Origin of the sequence: Brevibacterium samyangense, assembly GCF_039529845.1 — a bacterium.
Classification (GTDB): Bacteria; Actinomycetota; Actinomycetes; order Actinomycetales; family Brevibacteriaceae; genus Brevibacterium; species Brevibacterium samyangense.
Genome location: NZ_BAAANO010000020.1, coordinates 94597 through 107493, shown reverse-complemented (window position 1 = coordinate 107493; position 12897 = coordinate 94597). Strand labels below are relative to the sequence as shown.

Genomic DNA, 12897 nt, shown 5'->3' with positions numbered 1-12897 from the left:
CCTTAATCTGTTGCGTACTCTCGCAGCGGATGCCGCAAGAGGTCCGAGCACCCGGATTCCGATGAGTTTCCGGGCAATCAAACCAGACCATTATTCCACAGCCCGAGGGCCCGACGGAACCGCGGGCGACGTTGCCCCCGTCACACGGGACTGCCGGATCGCACTCATGTCGCGGGGCAGAACCCACTGCCGCGAGGCTCAGCAACGACGAGGACGACGGCAACACGGGAAAGTTCCACGATGGCGGTTCGCGCGAGCCGCCATCATGAACTTTCCCCGTGTCGCCGCCCGTCGATACGACGACCTCACGATCGACATCGCAGCGACGCCCGTTGAGATCGCACTTCAGCTTCCACCTGTTGACATCCCGATTCCGTGCGGACGCCCGATCGAGATCCCGATCGAATGTCGTGATTCGCGTTTTCCCAGCACAGAATCGCAACTTGAGCAGCCGCACCCGAAGACAATCGTCCTCTCAACAGAACGTCGGTCCGGGGGCGTGTGGCGCATCACGGGAAAGTTCTCGAGTGGACGCCTTCAGAAGCCCTGTCCCGGAGATTCTCCCGTGTCTCGAGGCGTCCCCGCACGCAAAACGCCCCGTCACGGATGTCCGTGACGGGGCGCTGTGCGGATGTGTACGACGTGCGTCAGATCTTGGCGACCTGGTCGAAGCCGAGTTCCACCGGGACATCGCGCTCGAAGATCGAGAGGAGCACCGTGAGCTTCTGCGTGGTCGGGTTGATCTCCTGGACGGTGGCGGGGTGACCCTCGAAGGAGCCCTCCTTCACCATGACGGACTCGCCGACCTCGAACTCGACGACGACCGGGCGACCGGCCGCACGGCGGCTGGCCTCGGCCTCGTCGGTGGCCCGGAGCGCCTCCGCCTGCTTCTCCTCGAAGACCGGAGCGAGCATCGAGAAGACCTCGTCGATCGTGAGCGGAACCGGGTCGTAGGCGTTACCGACGAAGCCGGTGATACCCGGGGTGTTGCGGACGACGCCCCACGACTCGTCGGTGAGGTCCATGCGGACGAGCACGTAACCGGGGATGCGCACACGGCGCACCGTCTTGCGCTGACCGTTCTTGATCTCGACGACGTCCTCCATGGGGACCTGCACCTCGAAGATGTAGTCCTCCATGTCGAGCGACACGGCGCGGTTCTCGAGGTTGGTCTTCACGCGGTTCTCGTAGCCGGCGTAGGAGTGGATGACGTACCAGTCACCGACCTGCGAGCGGAGTTCGGACTTGAACTCCTCGACGGCCGGGTCGACCGCGTCCTCATCGGCATCCGCGTCGTCGGCAGCCTCGACGGCCTCACCCTCGACCTCCGCAGCCTCGTCGGCCACGACCTCGGACTCGGCGACGGGCGCCTCGGCCGACGCGTCATCGGCGGCACCGTCCACGGCCGGGACCTGGTCCTCGGCGACCGGCTGCCCCTCGAGGGTCTCGGCCTCGGTCGTCTCGGCAGAGAGAACCTCGGTCTCTTCGACGTTCTCGTTTTCCGGAGTGTTCTCGGACACCAGTTCTCCTTGTGTGCGTTGTGCTCGGTGCGTCGCCGTGCTCAGTGGTTCGGTTCTCTACCGGATGGCTCCGGGCCCGATCTCTCGGACCCGGGTGGATCGGGACGGTCTCGGTGGAGGGCCGTCCCGGGGCGCTCCGCGTGGGAGCGAGGGGTCACCAGAGCGGCCAGAGGGACTCGCCGGCGAACACCGTGGCGGCCAGCTTGCCGAAGACGAAGTCGAGTGCGGTCACGAGGAGCATCATCACGATGACGAACGCCAGCACGACGAGCACGAAATTGATGAGCTCCTTGCGGGTCGGGGTGACGACCTTCTTGAGCTCGGACACCACTTCGCGGAAGAACTGCAGGATGGTGCCGAAGAAGCCACGCTTCTTCGCATCGCGGTGCGGCTGCCCAGCCTTTGCCGTGGATTCCACGCGCCCTCACTCCGGTCGATGTTCCTGTGGACGAAATCGCCGGTCGGCCCGGGGCGACCCGGAGCCGACCGGCGATCCTTGAGCAGGGGCGACAGGACTCGAACCTGCAACCTACGGTTTTGGAGACCGTTGCGCTACCAATTGCGCCACACCCCTACGGCGGCTCACGTGGCACTCTATCCGATCGGCCGGAACTGTTCCGAGGAACCGTCCCGACACTGCGTCCGGAAGAACACCGTTCTGCCGGAAAGAACACCGAAGCGTGGACACGGAGACCGGGCCTGCCGTGGTGCCGCCGGTAGACGAGCATACAGGCATGTCAGGCGGGTTGGCGAATCGACCCGGGGTCTGTGAGCGCGGCCACGTACCCGGCCTCCGGAACCGGTTCCCACGGCCCGATCGTCACCTGCGTGTCCATCCCGACGACGATCTCCTGGACGTCGATCGCTCGCCCGGTCGAGGTGTCGAACCGCACCACCGTGAGCCCGGCGTCCATCTTGAGCGGGCCGGGGGTGAGCGCGTTCGCGAGTGCTCCGCCGGTCGTGGGGTTCACGTACCGGATCCCCGCCCCGACGTTCACCGGACCGTCCTTCCGATGCCGGTGACCGCCGAGCGACAGGGGTGCGCAGCCGGTACCGAGTGCCGCCTCGGAGTGCGCGGGGTCGTGGATGAGGAGCACGTCCGGGCGGACCCGGCACGCCTCCGCGGCCATGCGTTCGCCGAACTCCTGCTGGGTCTCGAGGACTCCGGCCGCGTTCGCCTCGGGCACCGAACCGGTAGGGAACTCCGTCCGCCGCGGATCACCGTCTCCGAGGAACGTGAGCCCCGCGACGTCCACCTCACGGCCACGCAGCACCGTCCACCCGAGGCCCTCCGCATGCCGGGCGGTCTCCTGCGAGTCGTGGTTCCCCTTGACGAACACGCGCGGTACGCCGTTCGCGACCGCGGTGTCGATCGCGTCCACGCAGAGGTTCTCCGCCGGGGTTCCCGTCATCGTCGCGTCGCCCGCATCGACGAAGAGGTCCGCGTCGGTGTAGCGCACGACGTCACCGATCACCCCGGCCATCCCGACGTTGCAGTGCACGTCCGAGCTCAGCACCATCGTCGTCACACCCTCCGCGGGAGCGGCCCGCCGCAGCACGCCTCCTTCGAGCGGCCCCGCGGGCGCCGGCGGCACGAACCCGAGCTCGGACGAGTACCGTGCGGTCCGCGACCGCTGGGGCCATGCCTCGGCGAGGTTCGCGCGGGCTGCGCTGTAGAACGCGTCGTTGTCCGCCGTGAAGTCGGTGACGTACCCGGCGGCCTCGTCCACCACCGGCCCGAGGCGCCCCGTCACCTGGGCCCCGGCCAGCGGCGTTCCCTCGAGCGCAGGGGTGGGCACGAGCGGCTCCCCCGTCCCCCGTGGCACCGCGGCGATCTCCGCGACGAGCACGCACACCGCGCCGGCAGCGAGCGCGGTCCGGCCGCGACGTACCGTCCGGGGATCTGCCGAGGCGCGGGCGAGAACCACCACCGTTCCGGCTGCCGCCGCCAGGGCGGTGCCGCCGGCGGCGGCCCTCAGGAGGGTGTCGCGGAGGAGACCCTTCGTCACGGTGGTAACGGTCGCCTCGGGCGCGGAGAAGAACGTCGCGTAGGACGCGACGTCGGTGCCGAGAGCGTCGAGGGTGTCCGCGCCGGCTCCGGAGCCCGTGGGGATCTCCGCGACGCGGACCTGCACGCCGAGGCCGAGCGGGAGCATGTCCTCTGCGGGAATGCGCAACCGCCCGAGTGGGCCCAGGTCGACCGTCGCGAGGCCGTCGTGGGTGAGCGTGTACTCGGCCATGTGGGGACCGAAGGGCGCCTCGGTCCGGGCGGAGAACAGTGCCCACGGGACGACGAGGAGCGCACACGCGAGCCAGACGAGAAGTCCCGTCAGCAGGCGGACGGGGAGGCTGCGCCGGTGCCTCGGCCCGGCCGCGGGCACCTCCCGGCGTGCCGCGCGGGGATCCTCCGTGAGCAGTTGGGGTGCTGTCGGCATGCCTCCATGCAAACACACCTACACTCTCCCCATGGTGACCCGTGACGCGCTCCGTGCCCTGCCGAAGGCCCATCTGCACCTGCACTTCACCGGTTCCCTCACGGATGCGACCCTGCGCGAACTCGCGGCCGAGGCCGGTGTCCGGCTCCCCCGCGGGATCGTCGGCGGGCGGCCGCGGGATCTCACCCCGGATGCCCGGGGGTGGTTCCGTTTCCAGCACCTCTACGAGGCCGCCCGGCACGTCGTCCGCGGGGAGGACGTCATGAGGCGGGTCGTCCGGGAAGCGGCCGCGCTCGACCGCGCCGAGGGGTCGAGGTGGCTCGAGATCCAGGTCGACCCGACTTCGTACGCCCCCGACGTCGGAGGCATCACCCCCGCGCTCGAGATCGTGCTCGACGAGGCGCGGGCGAACTCCGACGAGGACTTCGGGGTCGCGGTGATCGTCGCGGCCTCCCGGACCCGGCACCCGCTCGACGCCCGGACGCTCGCGCGACTCGCCGCGCAGTACGTCGGGGACGACGTGGGGACGGTCGTCGGCTTCGGGCTGTCGAACGACGAACGCGCCGGGCACACGGAGGCGTTCGCACCGGCGTTCCGGATCGCTCGCCGGGCCGGGCTCGCCTCGGTCCCGCACGGCGGGGAGCTCCTGGGCCCCGCCCATATCCGGGAGGTGGTGGAGCACCTGCGGCCGGACCGCCTCGGCCATGGGATTCGGGCCGTGGAGGACCCGGTCCTGCTCGCCGAGATCATCGATGGCGGGATCGGGTTCGAGGTGTGCCCGGGGTCCAACGTCGAACTCGGGGTGTACGCGGAACCCGACGAGGTGCCGCTGCCGATGCTGTTCGACCGGGGTGCGCAGATCGCCCTCGGTGCCGACGACCCGCTCATCTTCGACTCCCGACTCGTCGATCAGTACGCGACCGCACAGGACCTCGGATTCTCCCCGCACCAGCTCGCGGAGCTCGCGCGGTCGTCCGTGCGGATCTCCCGGATGTCCGCGCACCGCGTGTCCCGGGTCCTCGCCGACATCGACGAGTGGGAACGCGCGGTGCGCGGTACGCGGTGACGGCTGTCGCGGGCTGCGGTCGCGCGATGCGGCCGTCGCGGGCTGCAGCCCGGCCGATCACACGGAGAAATTCCATGAACAAGGTTCGCGCGGACCGCCATCGTGGAACTTTCCCGTGTCGCCGTCTGTTGCTCGCCCCGGAGTGACCCGACTACAGGCTCACGCCGATGAAATCGGGCTCGGGCACGAGTGTGATCCCGAACGCCGAACGCACGCCGTCGCGGATGTGCCGGGCGAGTTCGAGGACGTCCTCGCAGTTCGCCGAGCCCCGGTTCGTGAGGGCGAGCGTGTGTTTCGTCGAGAGCGTCGCCCGCTTCGCGCCGACGCCGAACCCCTTGTCGAATCCCGCGTGATCGATGAGCCACGCGGCCGAGGTCTTCTGCACACCCCCGTCACGGGCACCCGTGATCGCGTCGTGCACCGGGTACGTCGGGGCACCCTCGGGCAGGACGAAGTCCTTCGGGAGGATCGGGTTCGTGAAGAACGACCCGGCCGACCACGTGTCGTGATCGTCCTCGTCGAGGACCATGCCCTTCGAGGCCCGCAGTGCGAGGACCTCACGGCGGACCCGGGAGAGCGGGACGCGGGCCCCGAGGTCGACGTCGAGGGCCTGCGCGAGCTGCGCGTACCGGACGGGCGTGGACAGTTCCGAACGCCGCAGTCGGAACCGCACCGCGATCACGACGAACCGGACGGTGCCGAACTCGTGCGCGGTCCGCTTGAGCCGTGAGGTGCGGTACGCGAACTCGAGTTCCCGGGCACCGAGCACGAGCTCGTCCCCGGAGAACCGGTCGTGGACGAGCACGGATTCGATGGTCTCTGCGACCTCGGTGCCGTACGCACCGACGTTCTGCACCGGGGTCGACCCCACGGTGCCGGGAATACCCGACAGGGGCTCGAGGCCCGCGAGGCCCTCGGCCACGCACGAGGCGACGAACTCGTCCCAGTTCTCCCCCGCCTCGGCGGTCACGAGCACCTCGCCACCGGCGAGGTCCCGGGTCTCGATGCCGCGGGTGCGCACGGCGCAGACGCTGCCGGCGAAACCGGCATCGGAGACGAGGAGGTTCGAACCCCCGCCGACGAAGAGCACCGCGTGCGCCGAGTGCGCGGACGCGCCCTCGTGGCCGATGTGCAGGGGGTGGGCACGACAGAAGTCGAGGAGTTCCTCCCGGGTGGTCGCCTCCGTGAGGTCCGCGGCGGGGCCGCCCACCCGGAAGGTCGTGAACTCCGCGAGGGTGCGGGTCTCGCTCATGCGCCGAGGCGGACGACGGCCTGGGTGCGTCCGAGCACCTTCTCCCCGTCGACGGTGACCTCGACGGCGAGGGTCGCGGTTCCGGCCTCGGCGTCGATCTTCTGCACCGTCGCCATGAGGTCGAGGAACGCAGTGGGCTGGTCCGGGGCGCCGGACTCCGAGTCCGGGACGACGACGGGGGCGGTGAACCGGGTGCGGAGGTCGACGACGGACCCCGGGTCACCCGTCCAGTCCGTGATCCGCCCGGCGACGCTGCCCATCGTGAGCATGCCGTGGGCGATGACGTTCGGCAGTCCCACTTCCTTCGCGAAGCGCTCGTTCCAGTGGATGTGGTTGAAGTCGCCCGAAGCACCCGCGTACTTCACGAGGGACGCGCGGGACACGGGGACCTGCTCGGTGAGGACGACCTGTCCGACCTCGAGGGACGAGAGCGTGGGGCGGGGCGCCTCGGCGGGTGCGGGCGTGGAGCCGGGAGCGGGGGTGGTCATGCTGCATCTCCTCGCACGACGATGGTGGACACGACGGACACGACGGGATCGCCCGACGCGGCATCGGAGAGTTCGGTCCGAGTGGTGATCATGGCGTGGCCGCCCGCCTCACGCAGGCCGTCGACGTGGCACGTCGCGGCGAGGACGTCACCGGCGACGATCGGACGCGTGTACGTGAACTGCTCGGAGCCGTGGACGACCCGGGAGAAGTCGATGCCGGCGTCCGGGCGGGAGATGTAGAGACCCTCGGTGCGCTGGGCGGGGACGACGGCGAAGGTCGCGGGAGCGACGACATCCGTGTACCCGAGCGCCTTCGCGGCCTCCACGTCGACGTGTGCGGGGTGCGTGGCTCCGGTGGCGCGGGCGAAGGCGGCGATGGCCTCCCGGCTCACCTCGAACGGGGTCTCCAGCGTGTAGCTGGTGCCCGCGAGTTCCGTGTTCACACTCACGGCGGTCCCTCTCTTCTCTGTTGTCGGTGGGATGCGGTTCCTCCGGCCATGTCCCGGTGACGGAACGGCCCCGGGTGGCGGGGCGCCTCGGCGGGGCGGGGTGGCCGGGTGGTGCTGCGGGTCAGCGGTCCTCGGTGCCGGCCGTCATGAGGGCGACAGCGTAGTCGGCGAGGTCCTTCGCCGCTTGTTCGGGACTCACCGTACCGGTCGGGTCGTACCACTGCGCGAGGGAGGTGCACATGTTCGCGACGACGCGGGAGGCGAAGCGGGCGTCCTTCGTGCGGAACACGCCGTCCTCCACCGCGCGGCGGGCCTCCTCGTCGAGCAGGTACTGCACGGACCGGCGGAGATCCGCGATCCGGGTGCGGTGCGGTTCCTCGAGGCTGCGCATCTCGCTGGCGCCGATGAACGCGTTCTTCTGCGAGGTCGCGTGGTAGTAGGCGAGCCCCTCGACGAGGGCGTGGAAGCGCTCGGCCGGCGGCAGGTCCTGCACCTTCGCGCGGACGCCGGACATGCCCTCGATGAGTTCCTTCATCGTGACGTCGAGGATCGCGACGAGCATCTGCTGCTTGCTCGGGTAGTAGTGGTAGACACCGGCGACGCTCACGTTCCCGGCGTGTGCGATCTGACGCATGGACGTACCGTGATAGCCCCACTTCACGAAGCAGTCGATCGCGGCCTCGAGGACCTTGGGGTGGGTGTCGTCCGTGCCCGCGGCGTCGGGGTCCGGGACGCCGGCACCGCTCAGCAGTGACTCGACGTCCATCCCGAAGACCTCCGCGATGAGGCCGAGGCGTTCCGGGGTCACCGACACCTTGTCGCGTTCGATGAGGGAGAGGGTCGCCGGGCTCACGCCGATCCGGCGGCTCACGTGCTCGAGGGTGAGGCCCGCGGCATTGCGCGCGGTACGCACGCGCAGTCCGGTGCTCAGATCCGCTGTATTGGTCCCGTCCTGCGTGCTCACCATGAGAAGCAGCCTACCGATTGTTCGGCGCTGTTAAAACAAGGAAACCGGGCGTGGACGCGTGAGGCCCATCGCATTCCTGCCGGGAATTCCTACCGCGAAGTCCTGGCCGCGCGGTCAGGCAGTGCCCCGCCGGCTCTCCAGCCACTGCTCATGCAGCGCGCGGCGACGTTCGTATTCGCGCTTGAGCTGCACGCGGGGGTCCCGGTTGCCGTTGCTCGTGGACGGACCCATGACGTGCACGAGGATGTACTGGATCCAGAAGCCCAGCTTGTACCCCGGCCCGAAGCCGTCCCGACCACGTGGCTTGTCCACCGACGTCTCCATTCACGCGCGCGATGATGTCGCGTCACCACGATATCCGATCGTCGACTCCGACTTCGCACGGCACCCTCGGGCTGTACGCACGTTTCGGCGCCCCGAACGACCCTCGGGCGGATGAATGAAGGAAGCCTCCACCCGGAGGTGGAGGCTTCATCCGTAGCGGGAGGGGGGCTCGATCCCCCGACCTCACGATTATGAGTCGTGCGCTCTAACCAGCTGAGCTATCCCGCCCCAGCACAAGCGACTGCTCGCACAGAGCCCCAAAAGGGAATCGAACCCTTGACCTTTTCCTTACCATGGAAACGCTCTGCCGTCTGAGCTATTGGGGCAACGCTTGAATACTCTAGACGGTCCTCGCGTGGTTCGCATAATCCTTCGGCTGCGATCTCGGTCACGGAACCGCGGAGCGACGGAGCCTCGGAGTCATGGAACGATCGAACCTCGAAGTCGTGGAGCAACGCGATCATCCGCTGCGACACTTTCTGCCGCGATCGGGCGCCGATGCATCACAATGTGCTTCCGCGGGAGATCTCCTTGCAGGCGCCCGCGGGCCGCGCCCTCCCGACAGGAACGAACGAAGCCGATGCCCACCTTCCGGTGACCATCGGCTTCCTCACGTAGCGGGAGCGGGGCTCGATCCCGCGACCTCACGATTATGAGTCGTGCGCTCTAACCAGCTGAGCTATCCCGCCCCTGCGCGAGATCGCTCTCGCGCGAGAGCCCCAAAAGGGAATCGAACCCTTGACCTTTTCCTTACCATGGAAACGCTCTGCCGTCTGAGCTATTGGGGCAACGAGTGAATACTCTACAGGCAGATCCGAGGACTCTCAAAATCCGGATGGACCGCCCACGATCCGCAGGAATCCGCGGAAGTGGGGACTGCTCGCCACCGACCTCACGGATGGATTCGCCGTGATCTCCGTCACTCGACGCTCGTCACCTGTCCACCGGTGAGTCGCACGAGTTCGTCGAAGGTCATCGACACCATCGTCGAGACCGTGCCACCCCCGGCCCACAACACCGGGAACCCCGCCAGCGTCTCGTCGACGATCGTCTCGAGCGGCGCAGGATGACCGGCCGGCGCCACGCCCCCGACCCTCTGCCCGGTCGACTCGAGGACGAACTCCGGGGACGCGCGTGTGATCCGCGACTTCCCGAGGCGCTCCGCCAGCGCCTTCGTATTCACCCGATGCGCCCCGCTCGTCATCACGAGCAGCGGCGCGCCACCGCACTCGAACACGAGGCTGTTGGCGATCGCACCGACCCCGACGCCGAGCACCTCCGCCGCGTGAGCGGCGGTCGGCACCCCGTCGGGAAGGACGACGACGTCGGTGGCGATCCCCGCCTCGGCGAGGGCTGCGGAGAGCTTCCGGCTCTCCTCGGGCAGGTCAGCGATCGGGAGGTGCTCGGCGGTCATGAGAACTCCTGTTCAGTCGTACTTCGCGGCGAGGTAGCCCTGGAGCCGGCCGGGGTGGTTCGTGATGATCCCGTGGATGCCGGACCCGAGGAGACGCTCCCAGTCCTGGGGGTCGTCGACGGTCCAGATGAACATGCCGTACCCGGCATTCATGATGTCCTCGGCGACGGACCGGCGGGTGAGGAAACCGCGGTGCGAGGGGTTGTAGGCGACGGCGTCGAGGTCCTCGAGGAGGCGTGCGTCGTCCGGCCGCGGCACCATGCGCAGGAGGGCCCGCGGCACCATCGGAATGACGTCCCGGCACGCGGTGAGCGTCGGCACGGAGAAGCTCTGGATGAGCACGCGATCCGCCATGCGCGTCTCCGTGATGTCGCGGGAGACCCGGGCGATCGCAGCCGGGGACCAGTCGTCCTTGAACTCGAGGAGGATCGTGCCACCCCGGTCCTCGACGTCCTCGAGCAGGCGCCGGAGCGCGGGGATCCGCTGGCCCGCGAAACCGTCGCCGAGCCAGGCACCCGCGTCCGCGAGCGAGAGCTGCTCGTCGCTGAGGAGCGAGACCTGGCCGCGGAGGTTCGTCGTGCGGTCGATCGACTGGTCGTGGATGACCATCGGCGTGCCGTCCCCGGAGAGACCGAGGTCGATCTCGATGAGATCGACCCCGATCGCACGCGCGGCGTCGACAGCCGCGAGCGTGTTCTCCGGCGCCGCCGCGGAGTACCCGCGGTGCGCGATGACCCAGGGCTTCTGGTCACCTCCGGGGCGCCGTCCCTCGTGATGGGAGGCCAGATACTGGGTGAAGTTCATGATTCCGAGCCTATCCGGGAGGCCAGGGAATTCACTTTCCATACCGGAAAGTAGTTGCTAGCGTGAAAAGCGCCCGTTGCTCCTGTCGTCATTCCTCACTCACCTTGGAGTCCTCATGAACGCACCCGACATCCCGGCGGACCGCCCCACCCCGCGCGGCCGGCCTGCCGGAGTGACGCCGCCTTCGCCGTCACCGGCCGGGGCGGCGCTTTCCCCGGCCGAGGCCGCCCGCCTCATCGACACCGCGCACACCGCCCGCGCCGTCACCCGCGCCGAGAACCGGTGGGTCTTCCCCCTCGCCTACATCTGCGGAGCGGCGACCTATGCGGGATCGCTCACCTCGGCACTGTGGATCGACCGCGCGGAGTACCCCTTCGCATTCGTCGCGAACACCGTCATCCACGTGTCCTTCGTCCTCGTCATGGCGTACTTCCTCGCACGGTTCGCGCGTTCGGCACCGCGCGGCGCCGGCCGCCGCTACGGCGTTGTCTTCGCCGGCATGACCGTTGCCTACACCCTCGGCATCGCCGGCGGGGCGTTCTTCATGGACTCGACTGGGCCCGTCATCGCCTCCGTCGGCGCCCTGATCGTCATGGTGCTCGCCGTGGTGGGAGCGACGCGGGAGTTCCGCCCCGCATGACCCCGTTACCGCAGGGGCCTTCACCGCCGCCCTCGTCGCCCGTGCCCTCGTCGCCGCAGAGCCCGTCCTCGCAGGCCGCGTCACCGGATCCCGCGCCGCGCACCGCCGGTTCCGCGGCCGGGGAATTCGGCGCACGGGGAACCACCGCCGGGGAATTCGACACCGGCGCTGCCGCCGCGATCGCGCTCCTCTCCCCCGTGCTCGCCAATCCGGCGCGCCTCGCGCTCGTTGCGGGGCTCCGTGATTCGCAGAGGCGACACTTCGCCTCCGTCCGTGATTCCCTCGGCGTCTCCGATTCGGTGCTCTCGAAACACGCGTCGACGCTCGAGAAGGAGGGACTCATCGAGGTGAGCAAGAGCTTCGTGGGCCGGCGCCCCGCCACGTGGTACCGCATCACCCCCGAGGGAATCCGCGTCCTCGAGTCACACCTCGAGGGGCTGCGCCTCATCGCGGGCGGCCGCTTCCCCGCGGAGTGAGGACCCGGTCCCTCAGGAACGACGGAAGCCCCGGCTCTGCGGGATCTCGGGGATCCTGCAGGGCCGGGGCTTCCGCGAGCGGTGGCAGGTAGAGGATTCGAACCTCTGAAGGCAATGCCGTCTGATTTACAGTCAGATTCCTTTGGCCGCTCGGACAACCTGCCGAACCGTTTCCACGACTTCCGCCGTGAACACTCGAACCAGCGTACTCGGTCGTTTCTGCGATCTCCAAATCGCACAGCAGTGCCCCTCGTCACACCTCCGGCCCACCGCCGAGGCGCCGCGCACCACACCCGCCGCACGGCCCCCAGGCACCCGGGGCCACGGCATACCACCGGCACCGCACCCGGTCGGCCGTGAGTCGCGCACTAGACTGTGGGGCGATCACCGACCGTGCCCCCGCCCGCCGTACCCGTCCGGGCCACCGGCCGCCGCGCGCGGGGCGCACGCCCACCGACCAGCAGGAACGGAGACACCCATGGCAAGCGATTCCTCCTTCGACATCGTGAGCAAGGTCGATCGGCAGGAGGCCGACAACGCGCTCAACCAGGCCGCCAAGGAGATCGGGTCCCGCTACGACTTCCGCGGCTCGGGCGCGAGCATCGAGTGGTCGGGCGAGACCCACGTGATGATGAAGGCCGACTCCGAGCAGCACGTCAAGGCCATCCTCGACGTCTTCCAGTCCAAGCTCGTCAAGCGCGGCATCTCCCTCAAGTCCTTCGAATCCGGTGAGCCCTACGCGTCCGGCAAGGAGTACCGCCTCGAGGGCGACCTCAAGGAGGGCATCGACAAGGACAACGCGAAGAAGGTCTCGAAGATCATCCGCGACGAGGGCCCCAAGGGCGTCAAGGCCCAGATCCAGGGCGACGAACTCCGCGTCACCTCGAAGTCCCGGGACGACCTCCAGGCGGTCATCGCCCTCCTCAAGGGCAAGGACCTCGACGTCGACCTCCAGTTCGTGAACTACCGCTGACGCACCGCCGAGGCGCCGTCCGGGCGACCCTCTGCTGTGCGCCGGCCTCGTGCCCCCGGCCGCACAACGAAGCGGGCCGCGCAGGAACT

Annotated in this window: 14 protein-coding genes and 6 tRNA genes; 4 read left to right on the top strand and 16 right to left on the bottom strand. The window is 69.0% G+C overall.

Annotated features, from left to right (window positions below; translation table 11 throughout):
* Positions 1-647 precede the first annotated feature (647 nt).
* The 4 genes from nusG to ABD172_RS11140 form a co-directional block, all read right to left on the bottom strand.
* Positions 648-1520 carry a transcription termination/antitermination protein NusG gene (gene nusG, locus ABD172_RS11155; protein WP_344309645.1) on the bottom strand — a complete coding sequence of 291 codons (873 nt, stop codon included), beginning with the start codon at positions 1518-1520 and terminating at the stop codon, positions 648-650.
* Between the two features lie 154 nt (positions 1521-1674).
* On the bottom strand, positions 1675-1938 hold the full coding sequence (gene secE, locus ABD172_RS11150) for a preprotein translocase subunit SecE (protein ID WP_344309643.1): 264 nt from the start codon (positions 1936-1938) through the stop codon (positions 1675-1677).
* Positions 1939-2021: 83 nt separating this feature from the next.
* Positions 2022-2094, bottom strand: a tRNA-Trp gene (locus tag ABD172_RS11145).
* Between the two features lie 163 nt (positions 2095-2257).
* Positions 2258-3955, bottom strand: a complete 1698-nt coding sequence (locus tag ABD172_RS11140; protein WP_344309641.1) for a metallophosphoesterase family protein — start codon at positions 3953-3955, stop codon at positions 2258-2260.
* Between the two features lie 31 nt (positions 3956-3986).
* Here ABD172_RS11140 and ABD172_RS11135 point away from each other — a divergent pair, with 31 nt between their 5' ends.
* Positions 3987-5021: an adenosine deaminase gene (locus tag ABD172_RS11135; RefSeq protein WP_344309640.1), complete on the top strand. Its 1035-nt coding sequence runs from the start codon at positions 3987-3989 to the stop codon at positions 5019-5021.
* 151 nt (positions 5022-5172) lie between these two features.
* Here the strand turns inward: ABD172_RS11135 and ABD172_RS11130 are convergent, their stop codons facing one another.
* The 11 genes from ABD172_RS11130 to ABD172_RS11080 form a co-directional block, all read right to left on the bottom strand.
* Positions 5173-6273, bottom strand: a complete 1101-nt coding sequence (locus ABD172_RS11130) for a UDP-N-acetylmuramate dehydrogenase (protein WP_344309638.1) — start codon at positions 6271-6273, stop codon at positions 5173-5175.
* Complete coding sequence (locus ABD172_RS11125) at positions 6270-6761, bottom strand: MaoC/PaaZ C-terminal domain-containing protein (protein ID WP_344309636.1); 492 nt, start codon at positions 6759-6761, stop codon at positions 6270-6272. The genes ABD172_RS11130 and ABD172_RS11125 overlap by 4 nt, the downstream gene beginning before the upstream one ends.
* The gene (locus ABD172_RS11120) at positions 6758-7210 is read right to left on the bottom strand and encodes an FAS1-like dehydratase domain-containing protein (protein WP_344309633.1); all 453 of its coding nucleotides are present in this window, start codon (positions 7208-7210) and stop codon (positions 6758-6760) included. The genes ABD172_RS11125 and ABD172_RS11120 overlap by 4 nt, the downstream gene beginning before the upstream one ends.
* Before the next feature lie 121 nt (positions 7211-7331).
* Positions 7332-8177: a TetR-type transcription factor C-terminal domain-containing protein gene (locus tag ABD172_RS11115; RefSeq protein WP_344309631.1), complete on the bottom strand. Its 846-nt coding sequence runs from the start codon at positions 8175-8177 to the stop codon at positions 7332-7334.
* Positions 8178-8291: 114 nt separating this feature from the next.
* Complete coding sequence (locus tag ABD172_RS11110; RefSeq protein WP_344309628.1) at positions 8292-8489, bottom strand: hypothetical protein; 198 nt, start codon at positions 8487-8489, stop codon at positions 8292-8294.
* Between the two features lie 166 nt (positions 8490-8655).
* Positions 8656-8729 (bottom strand) — tRNA-Met (locus ABD172_RS11105).
* 25 nt (positions 8730-8754) lie between these two features.
* Positions 8755-8827, bottom strand: a tRNA-Thr gene (locus ABD172_RS11100).
* A 289-nt stretch (positions 8828-9116) separates the two neighbouring features.
* A tRNA-Met gene (locus tag ABD172_RS11095) sits at positions 9117-9190 on the bottom strand.
* Positions 9191-9216: 26 nt separating this feature from the next.
* A tRNA-Thr gene (locus ABD172_RS11090) sits at positions 9217-9289 on the bottom strand.
* Between the two features lie 131 nt (positions 9290-9420).
* Positions 9421-9915, bottom strand: coding sequence for a YbaK/EbsC family protein (locus ABD172_RS11085; protein WP_344309627.1), 495 nt, complete (start codon positions 9913-9915; stop codon positions 9421-9423).
* 12 nt (positions 9916-9927) lie between these two features.
* Positions 9928-10719, bottom strand: a complete 792-nt coding sequence (locus ABD172_RS11080; RefSeq protein ID WP_344309625.1) for a glycerophosphodiester phosphodiesterase — start codon at positions 10717-10719, stop codon at positions 9928-9930.
* A 115-nt stretch (positions 10720-10834) separates the two neighbouring features.
* Between ABD172_RS11080 and ABD172_RS11075 the strand changes: the two genes are divergently transcribed.
* Both ABD172_RS11075 and ABD172_RS11070 read left to right on the top strand, forming a co-directional pair.
* Positions 10835-11359, top strand: a complete 525-nt coding sequence (locus ABD172_RS11075; protein WP_344309622.1) for a hypothetical protein — start codon at positions 10835-10837, stop codon at positions 11357-11359.
* A complete protein-coding gene (locus ABD172_RS11070) occupies positions 11356-11835 on the top strand; it encodes a transcriptional regulator (protein WP_344309620.1) in 480 nt (159 codons plus the stop codon). Before ABD172_RS11075 ends, ABD172_RS11070 begins: the two co-directional genes overlap by 4 nt.
* 82 nt (positions 11836-11917) lie before the next feature.
* On the opposite strand, the gene ABD172_RS11065 is transcribed toward ABD172_RS11070, so the two are convergent.
* Positions 11918-11999 (bottom strand) — tRNA-Tyr (locus tag ABD172_RS11065).
* Positions 12000-12313: 314 nt separating this feature from the next.
* Between ABD172_RS11065 and ABD172_RS11060 the strand changes: the two genes are divergently transcribed.
* Complete coding sequence (locus ABD172_RS11060) at positions 12314-12808, top strand: YajQ family cyclic di-GMP-binding protein (protein ID WP_344309618.1); 495 nt, start codon at positions 12314-12316, stop codon at positions 12806-12808.
* Positions 12809-12897 lie beyond the last annotated feature (89 nt).

Excerpts from the sequence above, each read along its gene's own strand:
- ABD172_RS11140 (WP_344309641.1), bottom strand. The coding sequence starts at position 3,955 with ATGCCGACAGCACCCCAACTGCTCACGGAGGATCCCCGCGCGGCACGC.
- ABD172_RS11135 (WP_344309640.1), top strand. The coding sequence starts at position 3,987 with ATGGTGACCCGTGACGCGCTCCGTGCCCTGCCGAAGGCCCATCTGCAC.
- ABD172_RS11130 (WP_344309638.1), bottom strand. The coding sequence starts at position 6,273 with ATGAGCGAGACCCGCACCCTCGCGGAGTTCACGACCTTCCGGGTGGGC.
- ABD172_RS11125 (WP_344309636.1), bottom strand. The coding sequence starts at position 6,761 with ATGACCACCCCCGCTCCCGGCTCCACGCCCGCACCCGCCGAGGCGCCC.
- ABD172_RS11115 (WP_344309631.1), bottom strand. The coding sequence starts at position 8,177 with ATGGTGAGCACGCAGGACGGGACCAATACAGCGGATCTGAGCACCGGA.
- ABD172_RS11085 (WP_344309627.1), bottom strand. The coding sequence starts at position 9,915 with ATGACCGCCGAGCACCTCCCGATCGCTGACCTGCCCGAGGAGAGCCGG.
- ABD172_RS11080 (WP_344309625.1), bottom strand. The coding sequence starts at position 10,719 with ATGAACTTCACCCAGTATCTGGCCTCCCATCACGAGGGACGGCGCCCC.
- ABD172_RS11075 (WP_344309622.1), top strand. The coding sequence starts at position 10,835 with ATGAACGCACCCGACATCCCGGCGGACCGCCCCACCCCGCGCGGCCGG.
- ABD172_RS11070 (WP_344309620.1), top strand. The coding sequence starts at position 11,356 with ATGACCCCGTTACCGCAGGGGCCTTCACCGCCGCCCTCGTCGCCCGTG.
- ABD172_RS11060 (WP_344309618.1), top strand. The coding sequence starts at position 12,314 with ATGGCAAGCGATTCCTCCTTCGACATCGTGAGCAAGGTCGATCGGCAG.